The sequence below is a fragment of the Stutzerimonas xanthomarina DSM 18231 genome (assembly GCF_900129835.1).
GTDB lineage: Bacteria > Pseudomonadota > Gammaproteobacteria > Pseudomonadales > Pseudomonadaceae > Stutzerimonas > Stutzerimonas xanthomarina.
On the sequence record NZ_FQXA01000006.1, the window covers coordinates 231406 to 257933 of the forward strand.

At 62.1% G+C, this 26528-nt stretch carries 17 protein-coding genes; 6 read left to right on the plus strand and 11 right to left on the minus strand.

Going from position 1 to position 26528, the window contains the following annotated elements; translation table 11 throughout:
• A complete protein-coding gene (locus BUE09_RS16400; protein ID WP_073302445.1) occupies positions 1–480 on the plus strand; it encodes a VOC family protein in 480 nt (159 codons plus the stop codon).
• A gap of 189 nt (positions 481–669) precedes the next feature.
• Here BUE09_RS16400 and rarD read toward each other — a convergent pair whose 3' ends face one another.
• The 6 genes from rarD to fadD2 form a co-directional block, all read right to left on the minus strand.
• Positions 670–1563, minus strand: a complete 894-nt coding sequence (rarD, locus tag BUE09_RS16405; protein ID WP_073302447.1) for an EamA family transporter RarD — start codon at positions 1561–1563, stop codon at positions 670–672.
• A gap of 60 nt (positions 1564–1623) precedes the next feature.
• Positions 1624–6033: an ATP-dependent RNA helicase HrpA gene (gene hrpA, locus BUE09_RS16410; RefSeq protein WP_073302449.1), complete on the minus strand. Its 4410-nt coding sequence runs from the start codon at positions 6031–6033 to the stop codon at positions 1624–1626.
• A gap of 116 nt (positions 6034–6149) precedes the next feature.
• On the minus strand, positions 6150–7754 hold the full coding sequence (locus BUE09_RS16415) for a M28 family metallopeptidase (protein ID WP_073302451.1): 1605 nt from the start codon (positions 7752–7754) through the stop codon (positions 6150–6152).
• Between the two features lie 374 nt (positions 7755–8128).
• Positions 8129–9814 carry a methyl-accepting chemotaxis protein gene (locus tag BUE09_RS16420; RefSeq protein ID WP_073302453.1) on the minus strand — a complete coding sequence of 562 codons (1686 nt, stop codon included), beginning with the start codon at positions 9812–9814 and terminating at the stop codon, positions 8129–8131.
• 251 nt (positions 9815–10065) lie between these two features.
• Positions 10066–11754 (minus strand): long-chain-fatty-acid--CoA ligase FadD1, encoded by a 1689-nt coding sequence (gene fadD1, locus BUE09_RS16425; RefSeq protein ID WP_073302455.1) that lies wholly within the window; start codon positions 11752–11754, stop codon positions 10066–10068.
• A gap of 211 nt (positions 11755–11965) precedes the next feature.
• Positions 11966–13654: a long-chain-fatty-acid--CoA ligase FadD2 gene (gene fadD2, locus BUE09_RS16430; protein WP_073302457.1), complete on the minus strand. Its 1689-nt coding sequence runs from the start codon at positions 13652–13654 to the stop codon at positions 11966–11968.
• A 272-nt stretch (positions 13655–13926) separates the two neighbouring features.
• On the opposite strand from fadD2, the gene BUE09_RS16435 reads away from it, so the two are divergent.
• A complete protein-coding gene (locus BUE09_RS16435) occupies positions 13927–14397 on the plus strand; it encodes a MaoC family dehydratase (protein WP_073302459.1) in 471 nt (156 codons plus the stop codon).
• 315 nt (positions 14398–14712) lie between these two features.
• Here BUE09_RS16435 and ccoM read toward each other — a convergent pair whose 3' ends face one another.
• The 4 genes from ccoM to BUE09_RS16445 all read right to left on the minus strand — a co-directional run bounded on the left by ccoM (position 14713) and on the right by BUE09_RS16445 (position 16117).
• Positions 14713–14823 (minus strand): cytochrome c oxidase subunit CcoM, encoded by a 111-nt coding sequence (gene ccoM, locus BUE09_RS20795; RefSeq protein WP_019341141.1) that lies wholly within the window; start codon positions 14821–14823, stop codon positions 14713–14715.
• A gap of 223 nt (positions 14824–15046) precedes the next feature.
• Complete coding sequence (locus BUE09_RS20425) at positions 15047–15208, minus strand: hypothetical protein (protein WP_167369793.1); 162 nt, start codon at positions 15206–15208, stop codon at positions 15047–15049.
• Positions 15205–15810 carry an alpha-ketoglutarate-dependent dioxygenase AlkB family protein gene (locus tag BUE09_RS16440; RefSeq protein WP_073302461.1) on the minus strand — a complete coding sequence of 202 codons (606 nt, stop codon included), beginning with the start codon at positions 15808–15810 and terminating at the stop codon, positions 15205–15207. The genes BUE09_RS20425 and BUE09_RS16440 overlap by 4 nt, the downstream gene beginning before the upstream one ends.
• A 7-nt stretch (positions 15811–15817) precedes the next feature.
• Positions 15818–16117 carry an aspartate-semialdehyde dehydrogenase gene (locus BUE09_RS16445; protein WP_073302464.1) on the minus strand — a complete coding sequence of 100 codons (300 nt, stop codon included), beginning with the start codon at positions 16115–16117 and terminating at the stop codon, positions 15818–15820.
• Positions 16118–16350: 233 nt separating this feature from the next.
• On the opposite strand from BUE09_RS16445, the gene rapA reads away from it, so the two are divergent.
• Complete coding sequence (rapA, locus tag BUE09_RS16450; RefSeq protein ID WP_073302466.1) at positions 16351–19200, plus strand: RNA polymerase-associated protein RapA; 2850 nt, start codon at positions 16351–16353, stop codon at positions 19198–19200.
• Positions 19201–19416: 216 nt separating this feature from the next.
• Here rapA and BUE09_RS16455 read toward each other — a convergent pair whose 3' ends face one another.
• The gene (locus BUE09_RS16455) at positions 19417–23841 is read right to left on the minus strand and encodes a DEAD/DEAH box helicase (RefSeq protein ID WP_073302468.1); all 4425 of its coding nucleotides are present in this window, start codon (positions 23839–23841) and stop codon (positions 19417–19419) included.
• Positions 23842–23974: 133 nt separating this feature from the next.
• On the opposite strand from BUE09_RS16455, the gene BUE09_RS16460 reads away from it, so the two are divergent.
• The 3 genes from BUE09_RS16460 (at position 23975) to egtB (ending at position 26525) form a co-directional block, all read left to right on the plus strand.
• Positions 23975–24286, plus strand: a complete 312-nt coding sequence (locus tag BUE09_RS16460) for a hypothetical protein (protein ID WP_073302470.1) — start codon at positions 23975–23977, stop codon at positions 24284–24286.
• A 24-nt stretch (positions 24287–24310) separates the two neighbouring features.
• A complete protein-coding gene (locus tag BUE09_RS16465) occupies positions 24311–25006 on the plus strand; it encodes an SDR family oxidoreductase (protein WP_073302472.1) in 696 nt (231 codons plus the stop codon).
• Between the two features lie 223 nt (positions 25007–25229).
• Entirely contained in the window at positions 25230–26525 is a 1296-nt protein-coding gene (gene egtB, locus BUE09_RS16470) for an ergothioneine biosynthesis protein EgtB (RefSeq protein ID WP_073302474.1), read from the plus strand.
• The last annotated feature ends 3 nt before the right edge of the window (positions 26526–26528 follow it).

Below are 26528 nucleotides of genomic sequence, written 5' to 3' on the forward strand. Positions count from 1 at the left end.
ATGAGCAGCAAAAACACGATTTGCCTCTGGTACGACGGCACCGCGCTGGAGGCAGCGACCTTCTACGCCGAGACGTTTCCCGACAGCGCCGTGGGCGCTGTCCTCCATGCACCGGGCGATTATCCGGCGGGTAATCAGGGTGACATCTTGACCGTCGAGTTCACGGTAATGGGTATCCCTTGTCTCGGGTTGAACGGAGGGCCGGCGTTCAAGCACAGCGAGGCGTTCTCGTTTCAGGTCGCGACTGACGATCAGGCCGAAACGGACCGTTTATGGAACGCCATCATCGACAATGGCGGCCAGGAAAGTGCCTGCGGCTGGTGCAAGGATAAATGGGGATTGTCGTGGCAGATAACGCCCCGCGTTCTGACGGCCGCCATGGCCCATCCTGACCGAGCGCTAGCCAAGCGTGCGTTCGAAGCCATGATGAAGATGACCAAGATCGATAGCGCAGCGATCGAAGCGGCTGTGAAGGGTTAAGCCACATGTAAGCCACGTATGCAGACTTCGATGCCCACGGGTACGTTATAGCCGCAGGGGCAGCCGGGGGCAACGGCCATGGAAATGCGCTTCCAGTCAGCACTACAGCGCCGGAAGATCGATTGCGCCATCGGGCTCCTGGCCAGTTTTGGCAGACGGCGTTTGGTCAAAGCCGCTCACCCCGAACCGCTACACCCGCCCCCTGCGCAACGCCCTCGCCCCTTCAGCCACCAGCACCACGATTGCCAGCCAGATGGCGCCGTAGGTCAGCCACTGATCCGGCGCGATGCTTTCGCCGAGCAGTAGCGCAACCACGACCAGCAGGACCGGCTCGACGTAGCTGAGCAGACCGAACACCGCCAGACTCAGGCGCTTGCCGGCAATGATCATCAATGCCAGTGCCAAAGCGCTGAGTGCGCCCAGTCCGAAGATCAGCAGGAGCAGTCGTGGACTCGCGCCAAGTTGCTGCAAAGCCTCTGGATCGGCCAGAGCCAAGGTGGCGGCTACCGGCAGGCTGATGGCGAGGTCGATCCACAAGCCACCGAGATTGGCGGTGCCGATCCAGCGGCGCAGGGCGAAGTAGCAGGGGTAGCCGAGGGCGACTGCCAGCACTGGCCAGGACGGTGACGAGGCCAGCAGCAGTTCGTTGCCGACGCCTACCGCCGCGAAAAGACAGGCCAGCCGTTGCAGGCGGCTGATCGCCTCGCCAAAGAGCAGACGGCCGGTCAGTACCAGGGTCAGCGGCAGCAGGAAATAGCCGAGGGAGACATCCAGACCATAGCCGTTGATGGGCGCCCACATGAATAGCCAGAGCTGCAGGCCGACCAGCACCGAGGACAGTGGCAGCGCCAGCCAGAGCCGCGGTTCGGCCGGCACCCGCACGAGGATCTGGCGAACCTCACTCCAGCGGCCGAGACCGAGCAGCAGCAAGGCCAGACACGGCGCGGTAAACAGAATGCGCCATCCGTAGATCTGCTGGCCGGTCAACGGTTCGAGAAGCGTGGTGTAGTAATACAGCGTGGCGAACAGCACCGATGCTCCAAGCGAACCGGCCACTCCCGGCAGACTGTTCCGGCCTTCCATATGACTTCCTGGGGTTCTGAGGCTTCGGTGACGCGGACATCGTGACGCCGTGCCCGACCGTCAGGGCTCGACCTGATTCCACTGCTTGTTCAGACGCTTATCCGACACCGCCATCTTCGTCCCAAGCTGCTGGGCCCACAGCGACACTCGGTATTCCTCCAGCATCCAGCGGTATAGAGACAGCTCGGAATCGCGCTTGCCTTCCTGCAGATGTTTCTTCTGCCGCGCCTGGTACTGCTCCCAGTAACCGGCCAACTCGCCGGACCAGACACGATCCCGCTGCAGCTGCGCGCCGATCCTTTCAAATCGCTGCTCGATCGCCTTGAGGTAGCGAGGATATTCCTTCAGCCACTCGGCCGGGGCTTCGCGAACGAAGCCGGGATATACGAGATTGCCAAGCTGCGCCTTGATGTCGTTTAACGCAACCGCCTGGGCCAGATCGATCTTGCCCTTGAAGCGCTTCTGCAGACCGTGCCAGAGCTTGAGAATCTCCAGTACCAGGCGCGCCAGGCGCTCGGCATGCGGCGTCCAGTCGGCGCGTTTGCGTTCCGCTAGCGCAGCCAATGCCGCGCCATCACGGGGTAGTTGGGCTTCACCCTCAAGCACGCAACTGTCGAGGCTGGCCAGCAGAATATCCTCGGCCAACGCGTCAATCTTGCCCATGTCCCGGTACAGCAACGCCATCTCGGTCAGGCCCGGTAGCTTGTTGCGCAGATACTTGGCCGGCTCGGCTAGCTGCTGCAGCAACAGCCGCTGTAGCGCCCGACGGTGCTGATAGTTGGCTTCGGCCTGAGTCGGGAAGCGCCCCTCCTTGACCACGCCGCCCTCTTCCACCAGCGCCGGATAAACCGTCATCGACAGCCCGGCCATCTTTGCCTGGGCCTTTTCCGCGACCTCAGCGAAGGCCTTGGCCTCCACCGGCTTCTGTTCGGTTTTCTGCCGCGGCGGCGCCAATGCGGCCTGGCTGGCCTCGTTGAAGCGCGCCGTGAGCTCGACGAGATCGCGGCCTTCGCCAAGGAATTTGCCGCGCGCGTCGACCACCTCGATGTTCATCTTCAGGTGGCTTTCCAACCCCACCGCCGCTTCCGCCCAGGCTTCGTCCGAGACGCGCGCGCCGGTCATGCGCAGCTGCTCGCGGCCCATTGCATCGGGCAGCGACCCATCGCCAAAGGTGATCTTGGATAGCGCCGCCTTGACGAAGTCCGGCACCGGTACGAAGTTCTTGCGGATCGCCTTGGGCAAGTTGCGCACCAGCGCCACCGCCTTGGCTTCGATCAAGCCCGGCACCAGCCAGTCGAGCCGTTCGCTTCGCAGCTGCGGTAGTAGAGGCGCAGGCACGCGCAAGGTCACGCCATCTCGCGGATGATTGGGTTCGAAATGGTATTCCAGCGGCAGTTGCAGCTCGCCGATGCGCAGATGGTCGGGATACTGAGCTGCGGTGACCTCGCTGGCGTCGCGGGCCAACACGTCTTGGTCGCGCATCATCAGCAACTGCGGATCTTTCGCGCTCTCGCGCTTGTACCAATTTTCGAAACTGGCGGTCTGGTAGATGTCCTGCGGCACGCGCGCGTCGTAATAGGCGAACAGCGTGTCTTCATCGGCAATGATGTCGCGCCGACGAGCCTTGGCTTCCAGCTCGTCGAACAGCTCCAGCAACTCCCGGTTGGCGCTCAGCGCCTTGGCACGGCTGTGCATCTCACCGCGCACCAGGCCCTCGCGGATGAACAGCTCACGCGCTGCCGCCGGGTCGATGGGACCAAAATTCACCGGCCGGCGGGCGACGATGATCATGCCGTACAGGGTGACCTGTTCGAACGCGACCACCTGGCCGCGCTTCTTCTCCCAGTGCGGCTCGAAGTGGTTGGTCTTGGTCAGGTGTTTGGCCAGTGGCTCGATCCAATCAGGCTCGATCTTCGCCACCATGCGCGCGAACAGCTTGGTGGTTTCGACCAGTTCCGCGGCCATGATCCAGTTGGGCTTCTTGCGCCCGATAACGCTGGACGGATGGACCCAGAAGCGCCGTTGCCGGGCACCGAGAAAATCGCCCTCCTCGGTCTTGTGACCAACCTGGCTGAGCAAACCGGAGAGGATCGCCTTATGCACCGCTGCGTAGCTCTTGGCCTTCTGCGCCGCTTCGCTGGCTTCGGCCTGCTGCGCCAGTTTGACGTTGACCTTCTTGTCCTTGGTCAGCACCGGCCCCTCGGCATGGGTGCGTTCCCGCTCCCGAGTGCCCGCCTTCGTTTCGGCGCGCGCCCCTTCGCGGTCAAGACCGCTCCCACGATGATTTGCAGGCTGCTGGTCCTGCCGCTGGGTCTTTTCCTGACCTTGGCTCTGGGCTAGGGCCTGGCTCTTATCCTTCTCCTTCTCCTTCTCCTTCTCCTGCTTCTGCTTCTGCTCCTGCTCCTGCTCCTGCTCCTGCTCCTGCTCCTGCTCCTGCTCCTGCTCCTGGTTCTGGTTCTGGTTCTGGTTCTGGTTCTGGTTCTGGTTTTGACCCTGGTTGAGATCGCTTCCACGCTGAGCTGAGGCACCATTATGGGAGCGGTCTTGACCGCGAGCTTTTGCCTCACCGTCGCCCCGATCACGATCAGCGCGAGTTTTGGTCTCAAGCTTCAACTCACGCACGATCAGCGTCAGCTGCCGGTGGGCGTCCCGCCACTCGCGTAGGCGCAGGTAGTTGAGAAAATTCTTCCGACACCAGGTGCGCAGCGCGTTGGAGCCCAGCGCCTGGCGCTGCTCCTCGAAGCCGCGCCAAAGATTGATCAGCGCGGCGAAATCCGAGTCCGGGTCCTTCCACTGCGCATGCGCCTGGTCGGCCTGCTGCTGGCGGTCCGCTGGGCGCTCGCGCACATCCTGCACGGAAAGCGCACTGGCAACGATCAGCACCTCGGCGATACTGCCCAGCTGTGCCGCCTCAAGCAGCATGCGTCCGAGCCGAGGGTCAATCGGCAGACGCGCCAGCTGCCGGCCCAAGGGCGTCAGCTGGTTCTCGCGGTTGACCGCCGAGAGCTCCTGCAACAGGTTGAAACCGTCGCTGATGGCCTTGCCATCCGGCGGCTCGATAAAGGGGAAGTCTTCGATCTGGCCGAGCCGCAGATGCAGCATCTGCAGGATCACCGCCGCGAGATTGGTACGCAGAATTTCCGGATCGGTGAACTCCGGGCGAGAGAGAAAATCCTCCTCGCTGTAGAGCCGAATGCAGATTCCCGGCTCGACGCGACCGCAACGGCCCTTGCGCTGGTTGGCGCTGGCCTGGGAAACGGCTTCGATCGGCAGCCGCTGGACCTTGGCACGGTAGCTGTAGCGACTGATGCGCGCGGTCCCCGAATCAATCACGTAGCGAATGCCGGGTACGGTCAGCGAGGTTTCCGCGACGTTGGTCGCCAGCACGATCTTGCGTCCGCCCGCAGGACGGAAAATCTTTTGCTGTTCGGCAGGTGTCAGCCGCGCGTACAGCGGCAGCACCTCGGTGAAGCGCAGATTCGCCTTGCGCAGCACCTCGGCCGCATCGCGGATTTCGCGTTCGCCCGGCAAGAACACCAGCACGTCGCCGGGGCGTTTGCCGATGCTCTTTTCATGAGCGTCAATTTCGTCCAGCGCGGCGAGGATGCCCTGGTCGACGGTCAGGTCATCCTCGACACGGTTACCGTCTTCGTCGACTTCTGCCGAAAGGGGCCGATACCAGGTTTCGACCGGATAGGTACGCCCGGAGACCTCGACGACGGGCGCGCCCGTACGGCCGGCCCCGCTGAAGTGTTCGGAGAAGCGCTCCAGGTCGATGGTTGCCGAGGTAATGATCACCTTCAGATCCGGACGGCGCGGCAACAGGGTCTTGAGGTACCCGAGCAGGAAATCGATGTTGAGGCTGCGTTCGTGCGCCTCGTCGACGATGATGGTGTCGTATTTTTCCAGGAAGCGATCATGCTGAGTCTCGGCCAGCAGAATGCCGTCGGTCATCAACTTGATCAGCGAGCTGTCCTTGCTCTGATCCTCAAAGCGCACCTGATAACCCACCAGCTCACCCAGCGGCGTGCCAATCTCGTCGGCGACCCGTGTGGCGACACTGCGCGCAGCCAATCGGCGAGGTTGGGTATGACCGATCAGCCCGTGCACGCCTCGTCCGATTTCCAGACAGATCTTCGGCAGCTGGGTGGTCTTGCCCGAGCCGGTCTCACCAGCAATCACCAGCACCTGATGCTTTTCCAGCGCGGCCTTGATCTCGTCGCGCTTGGCAGCGATCGGCAGGCTGTCGTCGTAGCGCATGACCGGTACACTCTGGCGCCGCGCCTCGACCTTGGCCGCCGAAGCCTGAAAGCGCTCAAGCCACTGAGCAAGACGTCCCTGTTCAATCGGCGAGTCGCCAGCCTTCTTGCGCAGGTCGTGCAATTGCCGACGCAAGCGATGGCGGTCGGCGTACATCGCCTGATCGAGGTTTTTCAGGAGTTGTTCAAAGGCGGGCGTTGCGTCGGTCATGGACAGCCGTAAGCGATTTCGTGAAGGGCGCGATTGTCGCAGATTTGCCCGGCCGGCCGTAGGGAAAGGGACTGATGGAAAGACCGCGCCGGCGAACCGGCGCGGTGTTCAGACGATCAACGGATCCAATGACCCCAGCGTGATTTCTCCTGAACCTGCTGGATGCGCATGGCGCCGATGCTCTGCTCGGCCGCTGCGGCTATCTCGTCGTCGATCATTTTAGTCGACAGGGACAGCCAACTGGTGGCGAAGGCCAGCGCATCACCGTGCAGCTCCAACGCCTCGGTGGAGATGTTGCTGAGGTCGTCGCACTCGGAGTGATAGCACGGATCGTACGCCAGCCCGGCGGTACCGCCATAGCGCTGTGCCTGCTCCTGGGTCTTGATGCCTTCGGCACCGGTGAACAAGCCACCAAAGGCGATGCCGTCATCAAAGAACTGCGCATAGTCGGAGCGGAAGTCGATCTCGGTGCCTTCAGTCGGCGCATTACGCAGTTGGAAGTAGGAGCGGAACAGACGCTCGATGGCACCGGAGCCGGGCGGACCTTGCAGGCCGAAATCGGAGCCGTCACCGTCATAGAGGAAGTTTGCGAAATTCGGCGAGCCAATCATGTCGACGTTCAGGTAGGCCTTGATCTGTTGCTTCTCTTCCTCCGGCAATTGGTTGACGTAGAAGGTGGAGCCGACCAGTCCCGATTCCTCCGCACCCCACCAGGCGAAGCGCACCTTGTTCAGCGGATAAGCCCGGCTCATAAGGGTTGCCATTTCCAGCAACGCGGCACTGCCGGAGCCGTTGTCGTTGATGCCCGCCCCTTCGAATACCGAATCCAGATGCGCACCGACCATCACCACGTTGTCGGGATTGCCCCGCCGGGTCTCGGCCAGCACGTTGTAGGTTTCGGTCTGCTCGCGCACCACGTCAACCTTCATGCTCAGCTGCAGCCCTTCGGTGCCAGCCCAGCTCTCGCCATTGTCATAAGTGGAAAACAGCACCGGGATGCCGCCTTCATAATCCTCACCCAACGTCGCAACGAGGAGCGCTTTGCGGTCCTCGGTATCGCCCTGATTGAAGATGATCGCGCCCGAAGCGCCAGCCGCTGCCGCATTGGTCGCCTTCTGGCCGAACGCGCAAGCACCGCGTTGCATCAGGGCAATGGCGCCGGCTGGGAAGCCTGCAAAATCTTCCGGTTCACATCCGCTGGTGGAGGTATTGCCCAGACCGAGGGCTAGATCGACCGGAACGACCGGAGCAGTCACGGTTCCGGGATCGGTCTGATCGGCGTAGGTGAAGTCCTCCTCCCAGGTGTACTGCACAGCCTGCGGTGCTACCGCAGCGAGTGAGCCAGGCCCCTCTGGATAGAACGCAAGGAAAGGGAAAGTCTGCACCCGCACACGGTAACCGGCGCGCTCGAGCGTCGTGCGCACGTAATCGACGGAAGCCTGATAACCCGCTTGACCGGACGCGCGATTGCCGTTGTTCAGGTCGGCGATGTCGTTCAGGTTCTGCAGGTGCGTCATGATGTTGCTGGCCTGCATACAGCGCGGCAGCCCGAGCGGGGTGCCGACCAGCAGCGGTGTACGACAAACTCTGGAGTCGGGCTTGTCCGGACTCCAGTAATCGTCGAATGCAGGAATTTCTGCAGTGGGTGCAGCCAAGGCTGCGGTGGAAGCCAGTAAAGCGAAAGAAGCAACTACCCGACGTGCATTGTTTTTCTTTTGCATGGGTAACTCATCCTTGCAACGAGATTGATGGGCAGGCCGCAAAATGGCATGCGCCATCGTCCCCTACGGCACAACCGGCCGTTGAAAACGAAGCGTGCGACAGAGATGGAGGCGAAGCCGGCTGCGATGCGCGTCGGCGCGTTGCAGTTGGACCCTCAAACGGCTTCAGCACGGCATAGCAGAGGCGCGCTGGCATTCAACAGCCGCTAGAGCGGACGCGGCCATAGGGTCCTAGACTGGGTGGCGTCGCTTCGGTTCGCACCGTTGTGCCAGACGGCAACACCACCGGTCGGGTTGATGGAACCCGACGGAAATTCCGCCGGGAGCCTTCGACTGGCCAAGGCGGACATTGCGCCCGCCTAATCAATCAGTGGTCAGATACGGAACTGCCCGACCAGCCGCTGCAGATTGTCGGCAAGACCGTTGAGTTCCCGGGCAGTCTGGGCGCCCTCGGCGGCTTCCTGCGCCACGCCGTCAACCGCATCGGCGATGTGATGAACGCTGCGATTGATCTCTTCGGCAACCGCAGTCTGCTCCTCGGCAGCGCTAGCGATCTGGGCGTTCATGGAATTGATGGTGCCGATCAGCGCGGCAATCGCATCCAGCGATTCCCCCGCCTGGTTGGACTGGGCCCGAGTGCTTTCGCCCTGCTGCCCGGCACGGCCCATCCCTGTCACGGTCGTCGCCGTGGTGTTCTGCAGGCGGTCGACCATGCTCTGAATTTCGACCGTGCTCTGCTGGGTACGGCTGGCGAGCGCTCGCACTTCGTCGGCGACCACTGCAAATCCGCGGCCGGCTTCGCCGGCGCGCGCCGCTTCGATGGCGGCGTTGAGCGCCAGCAGGTTGGTCTGCTCCGCGACTGCTCGAATCACATCGAGTACGCCGACGATGCCTTCCACGTCTTTCTGCAGTCCGCCCAGCGACTCGCCGCTGTCATGCAGTTCGCCGACCAGATCGTGAATCTGCTGAATGCTGCCGTCCACGATTCGCTTGGCGCTCTGGCCCTGCTGATCCGCTTCCTGAGCCGCTTCGGCGGCACGCTGTGCGCTCATTGCCACTTCCTGGGCAGCAGCCGACATCTCGTTGATTGCAGTCGCCACCTGATCGGTTTCATGGCGCTGCGCTGCCGTCGCCTGCTCGGAACGTTGCGCCTGGCTGGCGACGCTGGTAACCAGGGTAGTCAGCTGACCGGTGGTCTTCGAAACCTGTTGAACCAGGACATGGATCTTATCGACGAAGCGATTAAACGACGACGCCAGATCGCCCAGCTCGTCCTGGCTGGTAACCGGCAGGCGATGGGTCAGATCGCCCTCTCCGGACGCCATGTCATCGAGCTTGCCCTTTATCAGCATGAGTGGCCGTAGCAGTGTGCGGCTCGTGGCAGTCGCCAGCAGAGCGATCAGTACCAGCAGTCCTATGGCAGAGCCCACCATGATAATCAGCAATTCGTTGATATCGTCCTGAAACGCCGCTCGAGCTGCCTGCACATCTCGCTCTACCCCGTCCAGGTTGAGAGATGTACCAAAGACCATTTTCCATTTCGGCAAATACTCGGCGTAGCCGATTTTCGGGACCAGTGTCGTGCTGCTGCCCAGCACGAAGCTGTAGTCGACGTAATGGCTACCATCCAAGCCGGCCCGAACAAGCTCACGAATGGCGTACTTGCCGCTGGGGTCACGATAGTCTGAGAAACTCTGCCCAATCTTGTCTTTGGTGTTGCCTTGTAGAACCCGCACACTTTGTTCATCGTAGCCCCAGAAATAGCCGTCCTTGCCGTAGGTGAGCGTTTCCAGAATGGCCACGGCACGGTCCCGTGCGCCTTGGTCATCCGAGGCGGAGCCGTCGTAGATGGGGGCGATCATCTTTCGAGCAAGCTGCACGTAATTTTCCAGTTCCGCGCGGCGATCCCGAACGAGATTCTTACGCGTCTCTGCTTCCTGCTTCGCCGCCAACTCATGCAACGTGAGCACGGATATGCCGCTGAGAAGTATCGCCAGCAAGAGGATTGGACCTAACGCGAGGATAAGAAGCTTCGTTTTCAGACGCAATCTGGACAGCATGAGCGGAACCCCGAGCAGAACTTAAAGGCAGCGAAGGCGCCTTTTTTGCGGCGCCAAATTTATCGCACCAGCAAGGCTAACGGCTAGTCGACCAAATAATTAAAGGTGCGCCAGACAGAGCGACCCAGAAAACAGCCTTAGGTCTTACCAGCACGGAGGACGGAACCACCTCAGGCACAAGGCGAGCTCATCGTGATTGCACGCTGCACCAAAACGAAAAAGCCCCGCCGTAGCGGGGCTTTCAATGGCCGTTACTTCTTCCCGAGTTTTCGCAACTCTTCGTCACGCAGCTCACGACGCAGGATCTTGCCAACGTTAGTGGTTGGCAGGCTGTCGCGGAACTCGACGGTCTTGGGCCGCTTGTAGCCCGTGACGTTGTCATGCATGTGCTGCATAACCTGTTCCTTGGTCAGGCTTTCGCCCGGTTTAACCACCACAAACAGCTTGATCGCCTCCCCCGACTTTTCGTCCGGCACTCCGATGGCCGCACACTGCAGCACGCCAGGCAGGGTTGCGAGCACGTCTTCCAGTTCGTTGGGATAGACGTTGAATCCGGAGACCAGAATCATGTCCTTCTTGCGGTCGACGATGCGCATGTAGCCATCGTCCTGGATGATGCCGATGTCGCCGGTCTTCAACCAACCATCAGCGCTCAGGATTTCATCAGTGGCTTCCTGGCGCTGCCAGTAGCCCTTCATGACCTGAGGACCTTTGACGCAGAGTTCGCCGATAGCGCCCATGGGCAGGTCGTTGCCCTCGTCGTCGATGACTTTGCACAATGTCGAGGGCATCGGAATGCCGATGGTGCCGATCTGAATGCCACCGAACGGGTTGACCGAGACCACGGGACTGGTTTCGGTCATACCGAACCCTTCACAGATCTCGCACCCGGTGACCTGCTGCCAACGCTCGGCCGCTGCTAACTGCAGCGCCATACCGCCGGAGAAGGTCGCTTTCAGCGAAGAGAAATCCAGCTTGCGGAAGTCTTCGTTGTTGCACAACGCTACAAACAGGGTGTTGAGACCGACGAAACCGGTGAAACGGTGTTTGCCGAGGTCCTTGACGAAAGTCGGCAGGTCGCGCGGGTTGGTGATCAGCACGTTATGTGCACCGATCAGCATCATGGTCATGCAGTGAAAGGTAAACGCGTAGATGTGGTAAAGCGGCAGCGGCGCGACCATCGTTTCGCAGCCGTTGCCCAGCTCCGAGCCCATCAGGGCGCGGCATTGCAGCATGTTGGCGACGATGTTGCGGTGGGTCAGCATTGCCCCCTTGGCCACACCTGTCGTGCCGCCCGTATATTGCAGAACCGCCACATCATCACTGGCCGGGTTGGCTTCGCGCGCCACCTTGCCACGGCCCTGCGCCATGGCATCGGTGAACTTGACCGCTTTCGGCAAGTTGTACGCCGGCACCATCTTCTTCACATGCTTGACCACGGCGTTAACCAGCATGCGCTTGACGGTCGGCAGCATATCGCCAACTTCGGTCACTACGACGTGCCGGATGCCTGTCTTCGGCAGTACTTCTTCTGCCAGATGGGCCATATTGGCCAGGCACACCAGCGCCTTGGCGCCGGAATCGTTGAACTGGTGCTCCATTTCCCGCGAGGTGTATAGCGGGTTGGTGTTGACCACAATGAGGCCGGCACGCATGGCACCAAACACGACGATGGGGTACTGGATCAGGTTCGGCAGCTGGACCGCAATACGATCGCCTGGCTGCAGGTCGGTGTTCTGCTGGAGGTAGGCAGCAAATTCACCGGACAGCTTGTAGAGCTCGCCGTAGGTCAGGGTTTTGCCGAGATTACTGAAGGCAGGCTTGTCTGCGAATTGCTCACAGGACTGTTTGAGCACAGCCTGAATGTTCTGGTACTCATCGGGATTGATCTCGCTCTTGACCCCGACAGGATACTTATCCTTCCAGAAGTTATCGGTCATGTAACCCCACTCCTAAGCGACAGCTTCACTGCATATAGCAGCGGTTTTATTGTGTTTTGTTAATTTTTGTACGGAAGTACCGGCCAAAACAGAGTTCGAGGTTAGCAGCTTTGCAACTGGCCGAACAGTGTCCGGCGAGTCCGAAAAAGACACGAAGTGACTGATGACTAACGATCAGTCACTTCGAAGACAGCGGAAATGATCGCTCGATTCAAGCCTGTTCGCGCAGCTCGCGCCGCAGAATCTTGCCTACCGGCGTCATCGGCAGCGAATCACGGAACACCACGTGACGAGGGACCTTGTAGCCCGTGAAGTTCTCCCGGCAGTACGCCTTCAGCTCATCGACGGTCAGGCTGGGGTCGCTGCGCACGGCGAACAATTTCACGGCTTCACCTGACTTTTCGTCAGGCACGCCGATCACTGCGCAGGCGGCCACCTTCGGATGTGCCATGACCACATCTTCGATCTCGTTGGGGTAGACGTTGAAGCCGGACACGATGATCAGATCCTTCTTGCGATCGACGATGCGAACAAAGCCATCCGCATCGATTACCGCAACATCGCCGGTCTTGAGCCAGCCCTCGGCATCCAGCACTTCGGCGGTGGCATCGGGACGTTGCCAATAGCCCTTCATGACCTGAGGACCTTTGACGCACAGTTCACCGCGCTCACCGAGAGGGAGTTCGCTGCCGTCATCGTCGATCACTTTCAACGTCGTGCCCGGCACTGGCAGGCCAACGGTCCCCAACCGTGAGCCGTCACCGTGGGGGTTGGCGCAGACCACGGGTGAGGTTTCGGTCAAACCATAGCCTTCGGTCACAGTGACGCCAGTCATGTCCTTCCAGCGCTCGGCCACTGCCGAAACCAGTGCCGTACCGCCTGAGTTGGTGCCTTTGAGCGGTGCGAAGTTGATTTTCTTGAATTCGGGATGCGACATGAGCGCAACAAACAGCGTGTTCAGTCCGAGGAAGGCCGTGAACTGCCACTTCTGCAGTTCCTTGACGAAGCCATCGATGTCGCGAGGGTTGGTGATCAACACGTTATGGTTGCCGGTCACCATCATGCACATGCAGTTAACCGTGAAGGCATAGATGTGATACAGCGGCAGGGGCGCGATCATGATCTCCTGCCCTTCCTTGATGATCGTGTGCCCCTGCTCGTCCAGCTGCTGCATGTTGGCGTGGACCTGCTGCATATTGGCGACCAGATTGCCATGAGTCAGCATGGCGCCTTTGGCCACGCCAGTCGTCCCGCCGGTGTATTGCAGGACCGCAACATCGTCCAGCGTCAGCGAAACCGGTTTGAGCCCATGCCGCGCGCCATCACGCAGCACGTGCTTGAACGACACGGACTGCGGCAGGCTGTACGCCGGCACCATCTTTTTCACATGCTTGACTGCGGCGTTGACCAGCAGCCCCTTGAGCGACGGCAACATGTCGCCGATACGCGCCTCGATGAGGACCTTGATGTCTGTATCGGGCAGTACCTCCTGTACCAGCTTGCCGAAGGTATTCAGGTATACCAGCGCCCGCGCGCCGGAATCCTTGAACTGGTGACGCATCTCCCGCGCGGTATACAGCGGGTTGGTGTTGACCACGATCAGCCCGGCACGCAAGGCACCGAACACAGCAATAGGGTATTGCAGCAGGTTGGGCATCTGCACTGCGATGCGATCGCCGGGTTGCAGGTCAGTGTGATTCTGAAGCCAGGCCGCGAAAGCCTCCGAGTAACGATCCAGGTCCGCATAGAACAGCGTCACGCCCATGTTGCTGAATGCCGGACGGTCCGCGTGTGTCTTGCAGGAGCGCTCGAATACTTCCACAACCGAGCGAAAGCCGCCCATATCCACGTCGTTAGGCACACCGGCCGGGCGTTTGTCATTCCAGAAGTCAGGTTGCATTGTTATTGGCCTCTATACCTGAGAGTGTCTGACCCACTCGCGGCGGGCTGTGGCGAACTTAACAGCTCCGCTGTGCGGTGCAATAGCGAGGCGGGTGTAATCAGTGATGTGAATCTCCGACTACTGCTACAAACCACCAGGCACGGGACAACCCCATCGCAGATCTCTAGAATGCAGCCACTCGAGCGCCTTCTAGGGCGCATTTTTTTGCTACCTGCGGCGGACCTATCGCGGCGGGGGTCTGTCGTTTATTCGCATCCAGAGGTCTATGCATGAGCACGCTGAGCAACACTCCCTACGCTGATCTGGAAATCGGTCAAAAGGCCACCTACAGCAAAACCGTAGAAGAACGTGACATCCAGCTGTTCGCCGCCATGTCGGGGGATCACAACCCGGTTCACCTGGACGCTGAATTCGCCGCCTCGACAATCTTCCGTGAGCGCATCGCGCATGGCATGTTCAGTGGCGCCTTGATCAGCGCAGCCGTGGCATGCGAGCTGCCTGGGCCGGGCACCATCTATCTCGGGCAGACGATGCGCTTCGCCCTGCCGGTCAAGCTTGGCGACACCTTGACTGTGCGTTTGGAAATTCTCGAAAAGCTGCCCAAGTTTCGCGTTCGCATTGCCACCCAGGTGTTCAACCAGCGCGACGAGATGGTCGTGGACGGTGAGGCCGAAATTCTTGCCCCACGCAAGGCACAGACCGTCGAGATCAAAGCCTTGCCACCGGTCAGCATCGGCTGACTGAATGCGATAAACCCTTTCGGCCGGCACGCCGATGGTTCGGCAGCTGCGGAACGACAATGGGGTCACGCTCAAGTGCGCCTGATTGGCGCCTTTTGCGCTTGATTGATCCTCGCGAGATGAGCTGCATCGGACTGCGGGAGTTGGGATTCGAGCGACACACTCAGCGACCCAGCTGGGTTGCGAATGATATAGACGGTTTTTCCGCCCGCGCACCGTGCCTGCGTGATCCGCCTCCGTTGATAAAAACGCAGGCAAAAAAAAGGGCGACCTAAGTCGCCCAAATGCCTTGCGTGCTCTGTACCACCGGCCGGATCAACGCTTCTTGTGCGCGTCCCGCCAGATGAAATATCCGAAACCTCCGAGGAAGGCGACCATAAGGCCGACCGTGACCACCCCTGCGAGCACCACATTATCGAGGAACATGATTCCTTACCTCCAAGCTGTCTCGCTGTCTGATGGCTGCATAGTTACCCGTCTCACCGATTAAAAAATTGACCGACATCAACCCCACGAGACCTTTAGAAAAAGGCGCTGCGGGAGCTGATCCAGGTCAAGTATTCGGGGTATGAAGGCGAGTTGCCTTAGCGAGACGACAAGCTGCAGGCCATCGCGATGTCGCGGAGGGCGAAACGATGTGAGCGCGCTGTCAGCGTTTTTTCGGCTTGGTCTTGGGCTTCTTCTTCGGTTTGCTCAACGGCAGCACCTGCTCGAAGGCCTGGCGCATCTCGACAAGGCGCTTTTCCTTGATGTCGTGGATGCGTTTTTCACGTTCTGCACTGAAGTCGATCAGCTTTTCGTCACTGCTCATAAGCTCGGCTCGTCGATGATCTGGCGGAAAGTCAGGTTGAGGCGCGGTGCGCGAACCTGTCGTGTTCTGGCGATCTGATGTTGCCAATGATGCTGGGTGAGACCGCTCATGACCAGCAGCGATCCATGCTCGAGCGCGATGGAGTGCTCAATACGGCTGGTTCCCTTGCGGCGAAAATCAAAGCGCCGCGTGGCGCCAAGATTGAGCGAGACCACCAAGGGCTGTCGTCCCAGCTCGCGTTCGTCATCGCTGTGCCAGCCCATGGCGTCCTGTCCGTCGCGATAGTAGTTGAGCAAGACACCATTCAGGTGCTTGCCGACCTGCTGTTGTACCCGCTGGCGGATATCGGCCAGCAGTGGCGTCCAGGCAAGCGGTTCGTGAGTGAGACCTGAATACCGGTAGCGCGCATCAGGATCGCCATACCAGGCGACCAGTCGCGGCACGGCGATGCTGCGGCCATAGAGTTTGATCTGTGGCTGGGACCAAGGTGTCTGCGCGGAAAGCTGCGAAAGCCATTGTTCAGCAAGGCCTGCATCAACCCATCGCGGGAAGTAGCGCAGATCTGCATCAGGCAGATCGATCAGCTCGCTGTCGTCTGACATAGACGGATCAAACCTCGACATCCACCCACAGTCCCTGTCGCGGCAGTTCATCGAGGGCGGCCTGGTCCTCTTCGGCGGTTTCACCTTCGGCCAGCTCCTGGGCGGTGTAGCCACGACGACGTTGCCGCCTACGCTGCTCGTCGCGCAGCATCTGCTCAGCTTCCTGCGGGTGACGGCGATCAAGACCCACCGAACTTTCGTTGGCGCTAGGCTGCACGGGCGTCACCGGCGCGATATCGGGCCGCGGTTTGACCACGCCCTGTTGCGCGGTGACCTGGACGGTACCGGGTGGAATGACTGGCAGCATCTTCGCTCTCCCCTGGCAGGCCGATCGCTTTCCTATCCCGGCTGGCGGGCCTGTACCGGTTGATCGGCGGATCTGCCGACGACTTTAGCAGCAACGCTACACTGCCTGGGTGCGTTTCCGTGTAGTCACGGATGAACACGAGTGATGACAGGCTTGATCCAGTGCCATCTATCGTCGATCTATGGGCAGTGTTCCGTTAATATAGCGGGCTTTTTTACAGCGGGAGGCAGGGCATGGCGCAGCAGTATCTACCGGGGCAACGCTGGATCAGCGACAGCGAAGCGGAACTCGGTCTGGGAACCATCCTCATGCAGGACGGCCGCATGCTCACCGTGCTCTACCCCGCGACGGGTGAAACTCGCCAGTACGCCGCACGCAGCGCTCCGCTGACACGCGTGCGTTTCGTCCCGGGTGATGAAATCACTCACTTCGAAGGCTGGAAGATGACCGTGCGCGAAGTCGACGATGTCGACGGTCTGCTGGTCTATCACGGGCTGACCGCCCAGAGCGAAGCCCGCACCCTGCCGGAAACCCAGCTGTCCAATTTCATCCAGTTCCGCCTCGCCAGCGACCGTCTGTTCGCCGGCCAGATCGACCCGCTGAACTGGTTCAAGCTGCGCTACCACACCCTGGAAAACCAGAGCAAACAGCTCACCTCCTCGCTGTGGGGCCTGGGCGGCGTGCGTGCGCAACCCATCGCGCACCAGCTGCACATCGCCCGTGAAGTCGCCGACCGCATCGCCCCGCGCGTTTTGCTGGCGGACGAAGTGGGCCTGGGCAAGACCATCGAAGCCGGCCTGGTGATCCACCGCCAGCTGCTTTCCGGGCGCGCCAAGCGCGTACTGATCCTGGTGCCCGAAAACCTCCAGCACCAGTGGCTGGTGGAAATGCGCCGGCGTTTCAACCTGCAGGTTGCCCTGTTCGATGACGAGCGCTTCATCGAAAGCGATGCCAGCAACCCCTTCGAGGACACTCAACTAGCGCTGGTCTCGTTGGACTGGCTCAAGGATGACGAGCGCGCTCAGGACGCTGCCTTCGCTGCCGGCTGGGACCTGCTGGTGGTGGACGAAGCGCATCACCTGGTCTGGCACCCGGAAAACGCCAGCGCCGAATACAAGCTGGTCGAACAACTGGCCGAGGTCACCGCCGGCGTTCTGCTGTTGACTGCTACCCCCGAACAGCTCGGTCAGGAAAGCCACTTCGCACGCCTGCGTCTGCTGGACCCGAACCGTTTCCACGACCTCGAAGCCTTCCGCGCCGAGAGCGCCAGCTACCAGCCGGTGGCCCGCGCTGTGCAGGAGTTGCTCGACGAGGGACGGCTGTCGCAGGAAGCGCACCAGACCATCCATGATTTCCTCGGTGCCGAAGGCGAAGCCCTGCTCGCTGCGGCCACCGACGGCGACATCGAAGCCAGCAGCCGCCTGATTCGCGAACTGCTCGACCGACACGGCACAGGGCGCCTCCTGTTCCGCAACACCCGCGCCGCCGTGCGCGGTTTCCCTGAGCGCCAGCTGCATCCGTATCCGCTGCCCTGCCCCGCCGAGTACCTGGAATTGCCGCTGGGCGAGCATGCCGAGCTGTATCCGGAGGTCAGCTTCCAGAGTCAGCAGGAAGAACCGACTGCGCAGAATCGCTGGTGGAACTTTGATCCGCGCGTCGAGTGGCTAATCGACACCTTGAAAATGCTGAAGAAGTTCAAGGTGCTGGTCATCTGTGCTCACGCCGAGACCGCACTGGATCTGGAAGACGCACTGCGCGTGCGCTCCGGTATCCCGGCCACGGTGTTCCATGAAGGCATGAGCATTCTCGAGCGCGACCGCGCAGCCGCCTACTTTGCCGATGAAGAGTTTGGCGCGCAGGTGCTGATCTGTTCCGAGATCGGCAGTGAAGGCCGCAACTTCCAGTTTGCCCATCATCTGGTGCTGTTCGATCTGCCGGCGCACCCGGATTTGCTGGAGCAGCGCATCGGTCGTCTCGACCGGATCGGTCAGGCACATGTCATCCAGCTGCACGTGCCCTATCTCGAAACCAGCCCGCAGGAACGTCTGTTCAAGTGGTACCACGAAGCGCTCAATGCCTTCCTCAACACCTGCCCGACCGGCAACACCCTGCAGCATCAGTTCGGGCCGCGTCTGCTGAACCAACTGGAAGAAGGCGACGACGACGAGTTTCAGAAGCTTATTGAAGAAGCTCTCGCCGAACGCGTGCGCCTGGAAGCCGACCTGCATGCCGGCCGCGACCGCCTGCTGGAACTCAATTCCGGCGGCGGCGAACAGGGCAAGGCACTGGTCGAAGCCATCGAGGAGCAGGACGACCAGTTCGCCCTGCCGATCTACATGGAAGAGCTGTTCGACGCCTTTGGCATCGACAGCGAGGACCATTCCGAAAATGCGCTGATCCTGCGGCCCAGCGAGAAGATGCTGGACGCCAGCTTCCCGCTCGGCGATGACGAAGCCGTGACCATCACCTACGACCGCGAGCAGGCACTGGCGCGCGAAGACATGCAGTTCCTCACCTGGGAACACCCGATGGTTCAGGGCGGCATGGACCTGGTGCTATCCGGTTCCATGGGCAACACCGCGGTGGCGCTGATCAAGAACAAGGCACTCAAGCCCGGCACGGTTCTGCTCGAACTGCTCTATGTCAGCGAAGTGGTTGCGCCGCGTGCGCTGCAGCTTAACCGCTTCCTGCCACCCTTGGCGCTGCGCTGCCTGCTGGACTCGAACGGTAATGATCTGGCTCCTAAGGTGGCCTTCGAAACGCTCACCGATCAGTTGGAAAGCGTCCCGCGTGCCAGCGCCAACAAGTTCGTCCAGGCCCAACGCGACGTGCTGGCCAAGCAGATCGCCGATGCCGAAGCCAGGGTCGCTCCACGCCACACCGAGCGCGTCGCAGAAGCGCAGCGCAAGTTGAAGGCGAGCCTCGACGAAGAGCTGGCGCGCCTGACCGCACTGCAGGCGGTCAACCCGAGCGTGCGCGACAGCGAGATCGAAGCCGTGCGCAAGCAGCGTGAGGAAGGCCTGGCGATGCTGGAGAAGGCTGGGCTGAGACTGGAAGCGATCCGCGTGCTGGTTGCAGGCTGATCAACCGCGCAGGATAAAGAAGGCCGGCTGCGAGCGATCACAGCCGGCCTTTTTCATTCATATCAAGCAGATCTCCCATGCTCGTAGGATGGCATCGAGCGAAGCGATACCCATCGGTACCAACCACCACCACATGGGTCTGGCATGTTCGGTCCACCCTACGCGCTGTTCCCTTAAACCTGAAGTCTGAAGCCTGAAGAGCAGGCTGTGCGGTCTCTAACGCCGTGCCACCGCCAGCAACTGCCTGGCCTTGCGCTGGTCGTCCTCGTTCAGTTCCACCAGCAGCTCGGGCTTTCCGCCGATCAACAACGCCAGCGGCGCACCGTCGCGATAGAGAATGCGGTTGCCTGCAATGGCGGGCACGCGTTCGCCGGGTAGCAGCGTGCCGACCTGATTCAACGGGTCGACCGCCGAGACGGCGATCATCTCACCGCCCCGCGGTCGCTTGCGCACCTCACGCAACAGGCCAACCGCTTCGGGCAAGGCGAACTGTTCACCCGGCACGCCTGCTACGAAGCGTCCGCCGCGGATGTCGCCCCGCGCTTCGAGCCGATGGTAGACGCGCAGGAGCTCTCGCCAGGGCGGCAACCAATCCGCCTCGCGGTCCAGCAGGCGCCAGAACACCACGCCGTAGCGACGCAGCAAGGTCATCGCAATGTGTTCCAGCGCTTCGGGGTCCAGCGCTGGCCGGCGCACAGGTGTTTCGACCGGGACCGGCACGCCTTTGCGCACCAGCGCCCAGCGACCGGCATCCGCCATGCCACCGATAAATGCGCCGCCGCGGCTCTGTCGCGTGCTACGTGAACGCTTGGCGGCGGGCGCCAGTAGCGCCCGCAGACCGGCAAAGCTGTCCGCATTGACCAGCCCGACCGCGACCAGCTCACCCAGGGCATCCTCCAGTTCGCTGCGCAGCAGGCGGGCGTCCTGCTGCAGCTCGTCGAAGAACAGCGCACCCTGCCCTCGCAAGGTTTCGAACACCCGCTGCGCCCGCGATGAAAGTTCAGGCTGCGGCGCATCACTGGCCAGCGCATGCCAGGCCGCCAGTTGCCGGCGCGGCAGCAGCACGATGGGTGTGCCACGCACCGGCCCGCTGCTGGCTTTGATCCGTCCGGCCAGACGGGTCCAGACGATACGCCCGGAGCGGCACAGCTCATCCAGCCAGGGGCCGCCGTAATCCTTCAAACGGGCGGGCAACAGGTCGCTTTCCCAGGCGCCCGCAGCGGCCTGAAAACCTTCCAGTTGCTCGACTACAGTGCCGAGCGCCTCGCGGCCCTGCATCCGCGTGGCCTCGGACAGGTGCTGCCAGTCGAACAGAAACCGCATGAAATCGTCGCGCTCGACTGGTTCGATTTCGCGGCGCAGGCGCTTGACCGTGTAACGATGGATACGCGCCAGCAGATGCCGCTCGCACCACTCATCATCAGTTGCGCCAGGCATGAAGCGGCCGCGCAGCACGTAGCCCTCAGACTCCAAACGCGTGAGCGCCAGCGCGACCGCCGACGCCGGCAGGGCCAGCGGCCGGGCAATCAGCGGCACCGGCAAGGGGCCGAAGCCGGTCAGGCGCGCGCGAATCAGCTCGACCAACGCGTCGTCTTCACTCGACCGCTGATCGAAACCGGGCAGCGGCTTGAGTACCGGCTCGCAATCCGCTTTGGGATAGATCGACTGGAACAGCGCCAGACGCTCGACGGGCAACCAGAGCGCGCGATCCTGCGCGACCTGCATCCGCGTTGCGCGCCCGCCACGAGCCAGTTCGCTCAGCCAGGCAAGCCACTGGGGATCGGCCTGCGCTTCGGCTTCAGCGATGCAGCCCAATCCCGTCAGCGCTTCGTGCAACTCATCCGGGTTGCGTGCATGCGGCCAGGCTTCCTCACCCACTGCTTCGATCGCTGCGGCGTCCAGCGCGCCGAGGTCATCGGCCGATTCGCGGTCGGTCCAGCGGCGATTGAGCACGGCCTGGGTTCGGCGCTCTTCCAGTGGCGCGTCGTCAAGAAAGGCGTACGGCCGCGCGCCCAGCACTTCCATGGCCAGCGGTGACGGTGCCGGCAGATCGCGCGCCAGCAGCTCGATATCGCCCGACTCGATGCGCCGCAGCAGCGCCAGCCAGCCTTCACTGTCCATGGCCTCGTGCAGGCAGTCATCCAGCGTTTGCGCCACCAGCGGGTGATCCGGCACCTCACGCTCGCCGACGATGTTTTCCAGACAAGCGACCTGATCCGGGAAGACGGAGGCGAGCAGATCTTCGCTCTTCATCCTTTGCAGCTGCGGCGCGACCTTGCGCCCGCCGGCCATACGCGGCAGCGCCAGCGCTGTGGTTGCGTTCCAGCGCCAGCGTACCCCGAACAACGGTGCATCCAGCAGCGCCTGGATCAGCACCGCTTCGGCGCTGTTGGGGTGCAGATAGCGCCACACCTCGTCGAGCGGAAAGCTATGGCTGGTCGACAGCGAAAAGATGATCGCATCCTCGGTCGCCGCGGCCTGCAGCTCAAAATTGAAGGTGCGGCAGAAGCGCTTGCGCAGCGCCAGGCCCCAGGCTCGGTTGATCCGACTGCCGAACGGCGAATGGATGACCAGCTGAGTGCCGCCTGACTCGTCGAAGAAGCGCTCCATGATCAAGCGTTGCTGCGTCGGCAACGCGCCCAGCACGGAACGGGCACGCGCCAGGTACTCGACAATCTGGCGAGCTGCGGGGTCCGGCAGGCCAAGGGTGTCGGTGAGCCAGCCGATGGCAGTTTGCAGCCTCGACGAGCCATCAGAGGCATCGCCGCCTTCCGCCCATGTAGGCGCGGGCTTGCTCGCGAAAGGCGATACCTCGGTTGCGTCCGGTTCGCGAGCAAGCTCGCTCCTACCGGCTTCGGCGTCGGCCAGGCGCTCGTCAATTTCCCCTCGCAACCGCGCCACCGCGGCGGACAATTCATCGCTACGCCCGGGCGCTTCGCCTATCCAGAATGGGATGTTCGGCGGCTGGCCCTGCGCATCCTCGACCCGCACGCGACCAGACTCGATCTTGATGATGCGGTAGGCCGTATTGCCGAGCTGAAAGACATCCCCGGCCAGGCTCTCGACGGCAAAATCCTCGTTGACCGTGCCGATGTTGAAGCCCTGAGGTTCAAGCAGGACCGAATAGTCTGCGTTGTCGGCGATGGTGCCACCGGAGGTCAGCGCAGTCAGACGCCCGCCGCGTCGTCCGCGCAGGCTGCGGCTGACCAGATCGCGGTGCAGATAGGCGCCGCGCGCACCGTGACGGGTGGTGTAGCCCTCGGCGAGCGTCGCCAGCAAGGCCTGATAATCCGCCTCGCTCAAACCGGCGTAAGGCGTGGCCCGGTGGATCAACGCCAGCAATGCATCCTCCTGCCACTCCCGACACGACACCTCGGCCACGATCTGCTGCGCCAGCACGTCCAGCGGAGCCTTGGGGATTACCAGCGTGTCCAGCTCACCGCGGCGCACGCTGTCGAGCAAGGCGGCGCACTCGATCAGATCATCGCGGGAACTGGGGAACAAGCGACCCTTGGAGACACCACCGACCTGGTGACCGGCACGTCCGACGCGTTGCAGAAAGGCGGAAATCGAGCGTGGCGATCCCAGCTGGCAGACCAGTTCGACGTCGCCAATATCGATGCCCAGCTCCAGCGACGCGGTAGCCACCAGCACCCGCAGCTCGCCGCGCTTGAGGCGCTGCTCGGCATCTAGCCGCTGCTCGCGCGCCAAACTGCCGTGATGGGCCGCAACCACGGCGTTGCCAAGCCGATCGCTGAGATGCCGCGCCGCGCGTTCGGCGATGCGCCGGGTGTTGACGAAGATCAGCGTGGTTCGATGCTCGCCGGCCAGCACGGCCAGCCGGTCGTACACCAGCTCCCAGACAGCGTTACTCATCACCGCTTCCAGCGGGACCGGCGGCACTTCCAGCGCCAGGTCACGTGCGCGGCCATGGCCCACATCAATGATTTCGCAGTGGCGCCCGACACCCACCAAATAATCAGCCACCGCCTCGATGGGCTTCTGTGTTGCCGAGAGCCCGACGCGCACCAGTGGCCGCGCGCACAAGTCCTCCAACCGCTCCAAGGTCAGCGCCAGATGGCTGCCACGCTTGTTGCCGGCAATGGCATGGATCTCATCGACGATCACGCTGCGTACATTGGCCAGCATCTGCCGCCCCGATTCGGAGCCAAGCAGCACATAGAGCGACTCTGGCGTCGTGACCAGGATATGCGGCACACGCTTGCGCATCGCCGCGCGCTCGGCCTGTGGTGTATCGCCTGTGCGCACGGCGGTTCGGATCTGCAGCGGCGGCAGGCCGAGCATTTGCAGCTGCGCCGAGATGCCCGCCAGTGGCTGTTCCAGATTGACATGGATGTCGTTGGACAGCGCCTTGAGCGGCGAGACGTAGAGCACCGAGGTCTGGTCCGGCAGGCCGCCTTCGGCGACGCCCTCCTGCACCAGTTGGTCAATGGCGGCGAGAAAGGCCGTCAATGTTTTACCCGAGCCAGTGGGCGCCGCCACCAAGGTCGAGCGGCCGGCACGAATCAAGGGCCAGGCGCGGCTCTGTGCCGGGGTCGGTGCAGGGAAACTGCGGCCAAACCAGCCGGCGACCGCCGGATGGAAGGTCGCCAGTGGGTCGGGAAGGGTGGAGTCAGTCATGATCTGAATATGCTGCCGCCGCAGCGCATCTACAAGGCCGTCTCGCCGCAGCCCGTCGCATGCCCGTTACGTGAAAGGAAACGGCGCCGCCGCCTGGAGGTCCACTTGAGACAGCCTGACGATGGAGAACGCCATGAGTAACCAACCCCTGAACCTGGACGAAGCGATGCAGCTCGTCTCCGAAGCCTTTCTGCCGTGTGGCTGCGTGACAAGCGCCAATCCGGACGAAGACAGTTTTGGCTTTACCGTAATGTCCGGAAGCGGTGCGGAAATCCTGCGCGTGCCCAGCGTGTCGCGCGAGGAGTACACCAATCCGCAACGCCTTGGCGGCGTTATCGAGCAGGCCCGTTTGGACGTGGAGGAAAAGGATCAGCGGCTGGAGCCCTGGACCATGCCCGCACTTACCGACGACACCGGCATCCCCGAAACGCCACCGAACTATTGATCCATCAGGCAAGCGAGGAAAACCATGAGCGATCCGGTTCTCTTGATCACTGGCGCCTCCTCCGGGATTGGCGCCGCCACTGCGCGACTCGCCGCCGAGGCCGGCTATCGCGTCGCCCTGGCCGCCCGCTCCGAGCACAAGCTGGCGCAACTGGTCGACCAACTCGGTGGCCCCGACCGGGCGCTCGCCATTCGCTGTGATGTGAAGGAATACGCCGAGCAACAGGCCATGGTGCAGCGGGTGCTCGGCCACTTTGGTCAGCTCGATGCGGTCTACGCCAACGCCGGGATGCCTGGCAGTGAAGGCGGATTCAGCGGCGCGGACCCTGAAGTCTGGCGCGAGATGTTGCTGACAAACGTCTATGGCGTAGGCCTGACGCTGCGGTGCAGCCTCGAAGCACTAAAGGCCAGTCGAGGTCACGTCCTGCTGACCGGTTCCGCTGCGGGGCGCTTCGTCATCCCCGGCTCGATGTACAGCGCCAGCAAATGGGCCGTAACCGGCATGGGCCTTAGCGTACGCGAAGAGCTGCGCGGTACCGGCGTGCGGGTCACGCTGATTGAGCCCGGCATGGTCGACACTCCGCTGTTCGACAAGCCGCCCGCCTACGCGCTGGAACCCGAAGACATCGGGCGCGCGGTTGTCTATGCGCTGTCCCAGCCCAGGCATGTGGACCTCAACGAGATGCTGATTCGCCCCACGCCACCGGTCGAGGCCGACTAGCCAGCTATCTGACTCACTCGAAATCGCAAACCGTTCGACCTGGCCCCTTACGCTGACCGACTGGTAGTAGTCGGCCTGCCTTTGGCGACAAACCGCTGCGCTGGTTTTATTCAGGAGTGGATATGCCGGTCGAAACTTCACGCCCCGCTTCAGGTCGCTATAGAGGCGGTTTTCGGCCGTTGCGGGAGTCGACTGGTCACGTATCGAACACGGGGGAACGCCCATGGGCAATCTGGCGGAACAGCGGTCGCAACAACCAGCCCTGGCTGAACTGGACTATCTGTTAAAGCGCTTCCGGCAGGTGCGCGCCACCAGCGAAGCGATCTGCGCGCCATTGCAGATCGAGGACTACGTCATCCAGAGCATGCCTGACGTCAGCCCGCCGAAATGGCATCTGGCGCATATCAGTTGGTTCTTCGAAGCGTTCCTGCTCAAGCCCTACCTCGTCGGTTACAAGCCGCTGAATGACGCTTACGACCACCTGTTCAACTCTTATTACGAAACCCACAGCACGCCCTTTCTCCGGACCCAGCGCGGGCTGATCTCGCGCCCTGGCGTCGAGGACGTCTACCGGTTCCGCCAGCACATCGACCGGGCAATGGGTGAACTGCTGACCAACCCGCCACAACAGCACGCCGCCGAGATCATGCACCGGGTCGAGCTGGGCCTGCAGCACGAGCAACAGCATCAGGAATTGCTGTTGATGGACATCAAGCACATCCTGGCGCAGAACCCGCTGCATCCTGTCTATCGCAGCGACTTGAAGCCCGCGCCCGCACTGCATAACGACCGTGTTCGCTGGCACAGCTATGCCGGTGGCGTGCGTCATATCGGCCATGCTGGTAGTGGCTTCGCGTTTGATTGCGAGACGCCACGCCACCGCCAGTTCGTCGAAGATTTTCAGCTGGCCGACCGCTTGGTCAGCAATCGCGAATACTTGTCCTTCATCGCCGATGGCGGCTACGCGCGCAGCGAGCTCTGGCTATCTGACGGCTGGGCACACATCCGCCAGCATGGCTGGAACGCCCCGCTGTATTGGCATCGAGAGGACGGCGGCTGGTGCGAAATGACCCTCGCCGGCTTGCAGCCCCTGGACCTGGAAGCGCCCGTCTGCCACGTCAGCTTCTATGAAGCGGATGCCTATGCGCGGTGGGCCGGTGCCCGCCTGCCCACCGAAGCCGAATGGGAAGTGGCCGCCACCGACCAGCCACGGCGCGGCAACTTTCTGGAAAGCGATCATCTGCAACCTGTGCCTGCCAACGTGCCGCATGAGGGGCCGGCGCAGTTGTTCGGCGATGTCTGGGAATGGTCCTCCAGTGCCTACCGCCCTTACCCCGGTTTCCATCCGCTGGAAGGCAGCCTGGGCGAATACAACGGCAAGTTCATGTCCGGTCAGATGGTCTTGCGCGGCGGTTGTTGCGCCACGCCTGAAGCCCACATACGCGCCACCTACCGCAACTTCTTTCAGCCGGCGATGCGCTGGCAATTCGCCGGGCTGCGCCTGGCCAGGGAGCTCTGAAAC

What these genes read in the sequence shown, in the direction of transcription:
- BUE09_RS16400 (WP_073302445.1), top strand. Translation starts at nt 1, where the DNA reads ATGAGCAGCAAAAACACGATTTGCCTCTGGTACGACGGCACCGCGCTG.
- rarD (WP_073302447.1), bottom strand. Translation starts at nt 1,563, where the DNA reads ATGGAAGGCCGGAACAGTCTGCCGGGAGTGGCCGGTTCGCTTGGAGCA.
- hrpA (WP_073302449.1), bottom strand. Translation starts at nt 6,033, where the DNA reads ATGACCGACGCAACGCCCGCCTTTGAACAACTCCTGAAAAACCTCGAT.
- BUE09_RS16415 (WP_073302451.1), bottom strand. Translation starts at nt 7,754, where the DNA reads ATGCAAAAGAAAAACAATGCACGTCGGGTAGTTGCTTCTTTCGCTTTA.
- BUE09_RS16420 (WP_073302453.1), bottom strand. Translation starts at nt 9,814, where the DNA reads ATGCTGTCCAGATTGCGTCTGAAAACGAAGCTTCTTATCCTCGCGTTA.
- fadD1 (WP_073302455.1), bottom strand. Translation starts at nt 11,754, where the DNA reads ATGACCGATAACTTCTGGAAGGATAAGTATCCTGTCGGGGTCAAGAGC.
- fadD2 (WP_073302457.1), bottom strand. Translation starts at nt 13,654, where the DNA reads ATGCAACCTGACTTCTGGAATGACAAACGCCCGGCCGGTGTGCCTAAC.
- BUE09_RS16435 (WP_073302459.1), top strand. Translation starts at nt 13,927, where the DNA reads ATGAGCACGCTGAGCAACACTCCCTACGCTGATCTGGAAATCGGTCAA.
- ccoM (WP_019341141.1), bottom strand. Translation starts at nt 14,823, where the DNA reads ATGTTCCTCGATAATGTGGTGCTCGCAGGGGTGGTCACGGTCGGCCTT.
- BUE09_RS20425 (WP_167369793.1), bottom strand. Translation starts at nt 15,208, where the DNA reads ATGAGCAGTGACGAAAAGCTGATCGACTTCAGTGCAGAACGTGAAAAA.
- BUE09_RS16440 (WP_073302461.1), bottom strand. Translation starts at nt 15,810, where the DNA reads ATGTCAGACGACAGCGAGCTGATCGATCTGCCTGATGCAGATCTGCGC.
- BUE09_RS16445 (WP_073302464.1), bottom strand. Translation starts at nt 16,117, where the DNA reads ATGCTGCCAGTCATTCCACCCGGTACCGTCCAGGTCACCGCGCAACAG.
- rapA (WP_073302466.1), top strand. Translation starts at nt 16,351, where the DNA reads ATGGCGCAGCAGTATCTACCGGGGCAACGCTGGATCAGCGACAGCGAA.
- BUE09_RS16455 (WP_073302468.1), bottom strand. Translation starts at nt 23,841, where the DNA reads ATGACTGACTCCACCCTTCCCGACCCACTGGCGACCTTCCATCCGGCG.
- BUE09_RS16460 (WP_073302470.1), top strand. Translation starts at nt 23,975, where the DNA reads ATGAGTAACCAACCCCTGAACCTGGACGAAGCGATGCAGCTCGTCTCC.
- BUE09_RS16465 (WP_073302472.1), top strand. Translation starts at nt 24,311, where the DNA reads ATGAGCGATCCGGTTCTCTTGATCACTGGCGCCTCCTCCGGGATTGGC.
- egtB (WP_073302474.1), top strand. Translation starts at nt 25,230, where the DNA reads ATGGGCAATCTGGCGGAACAGCGGTCGCAACAACCAGCCCTGGCTGAA.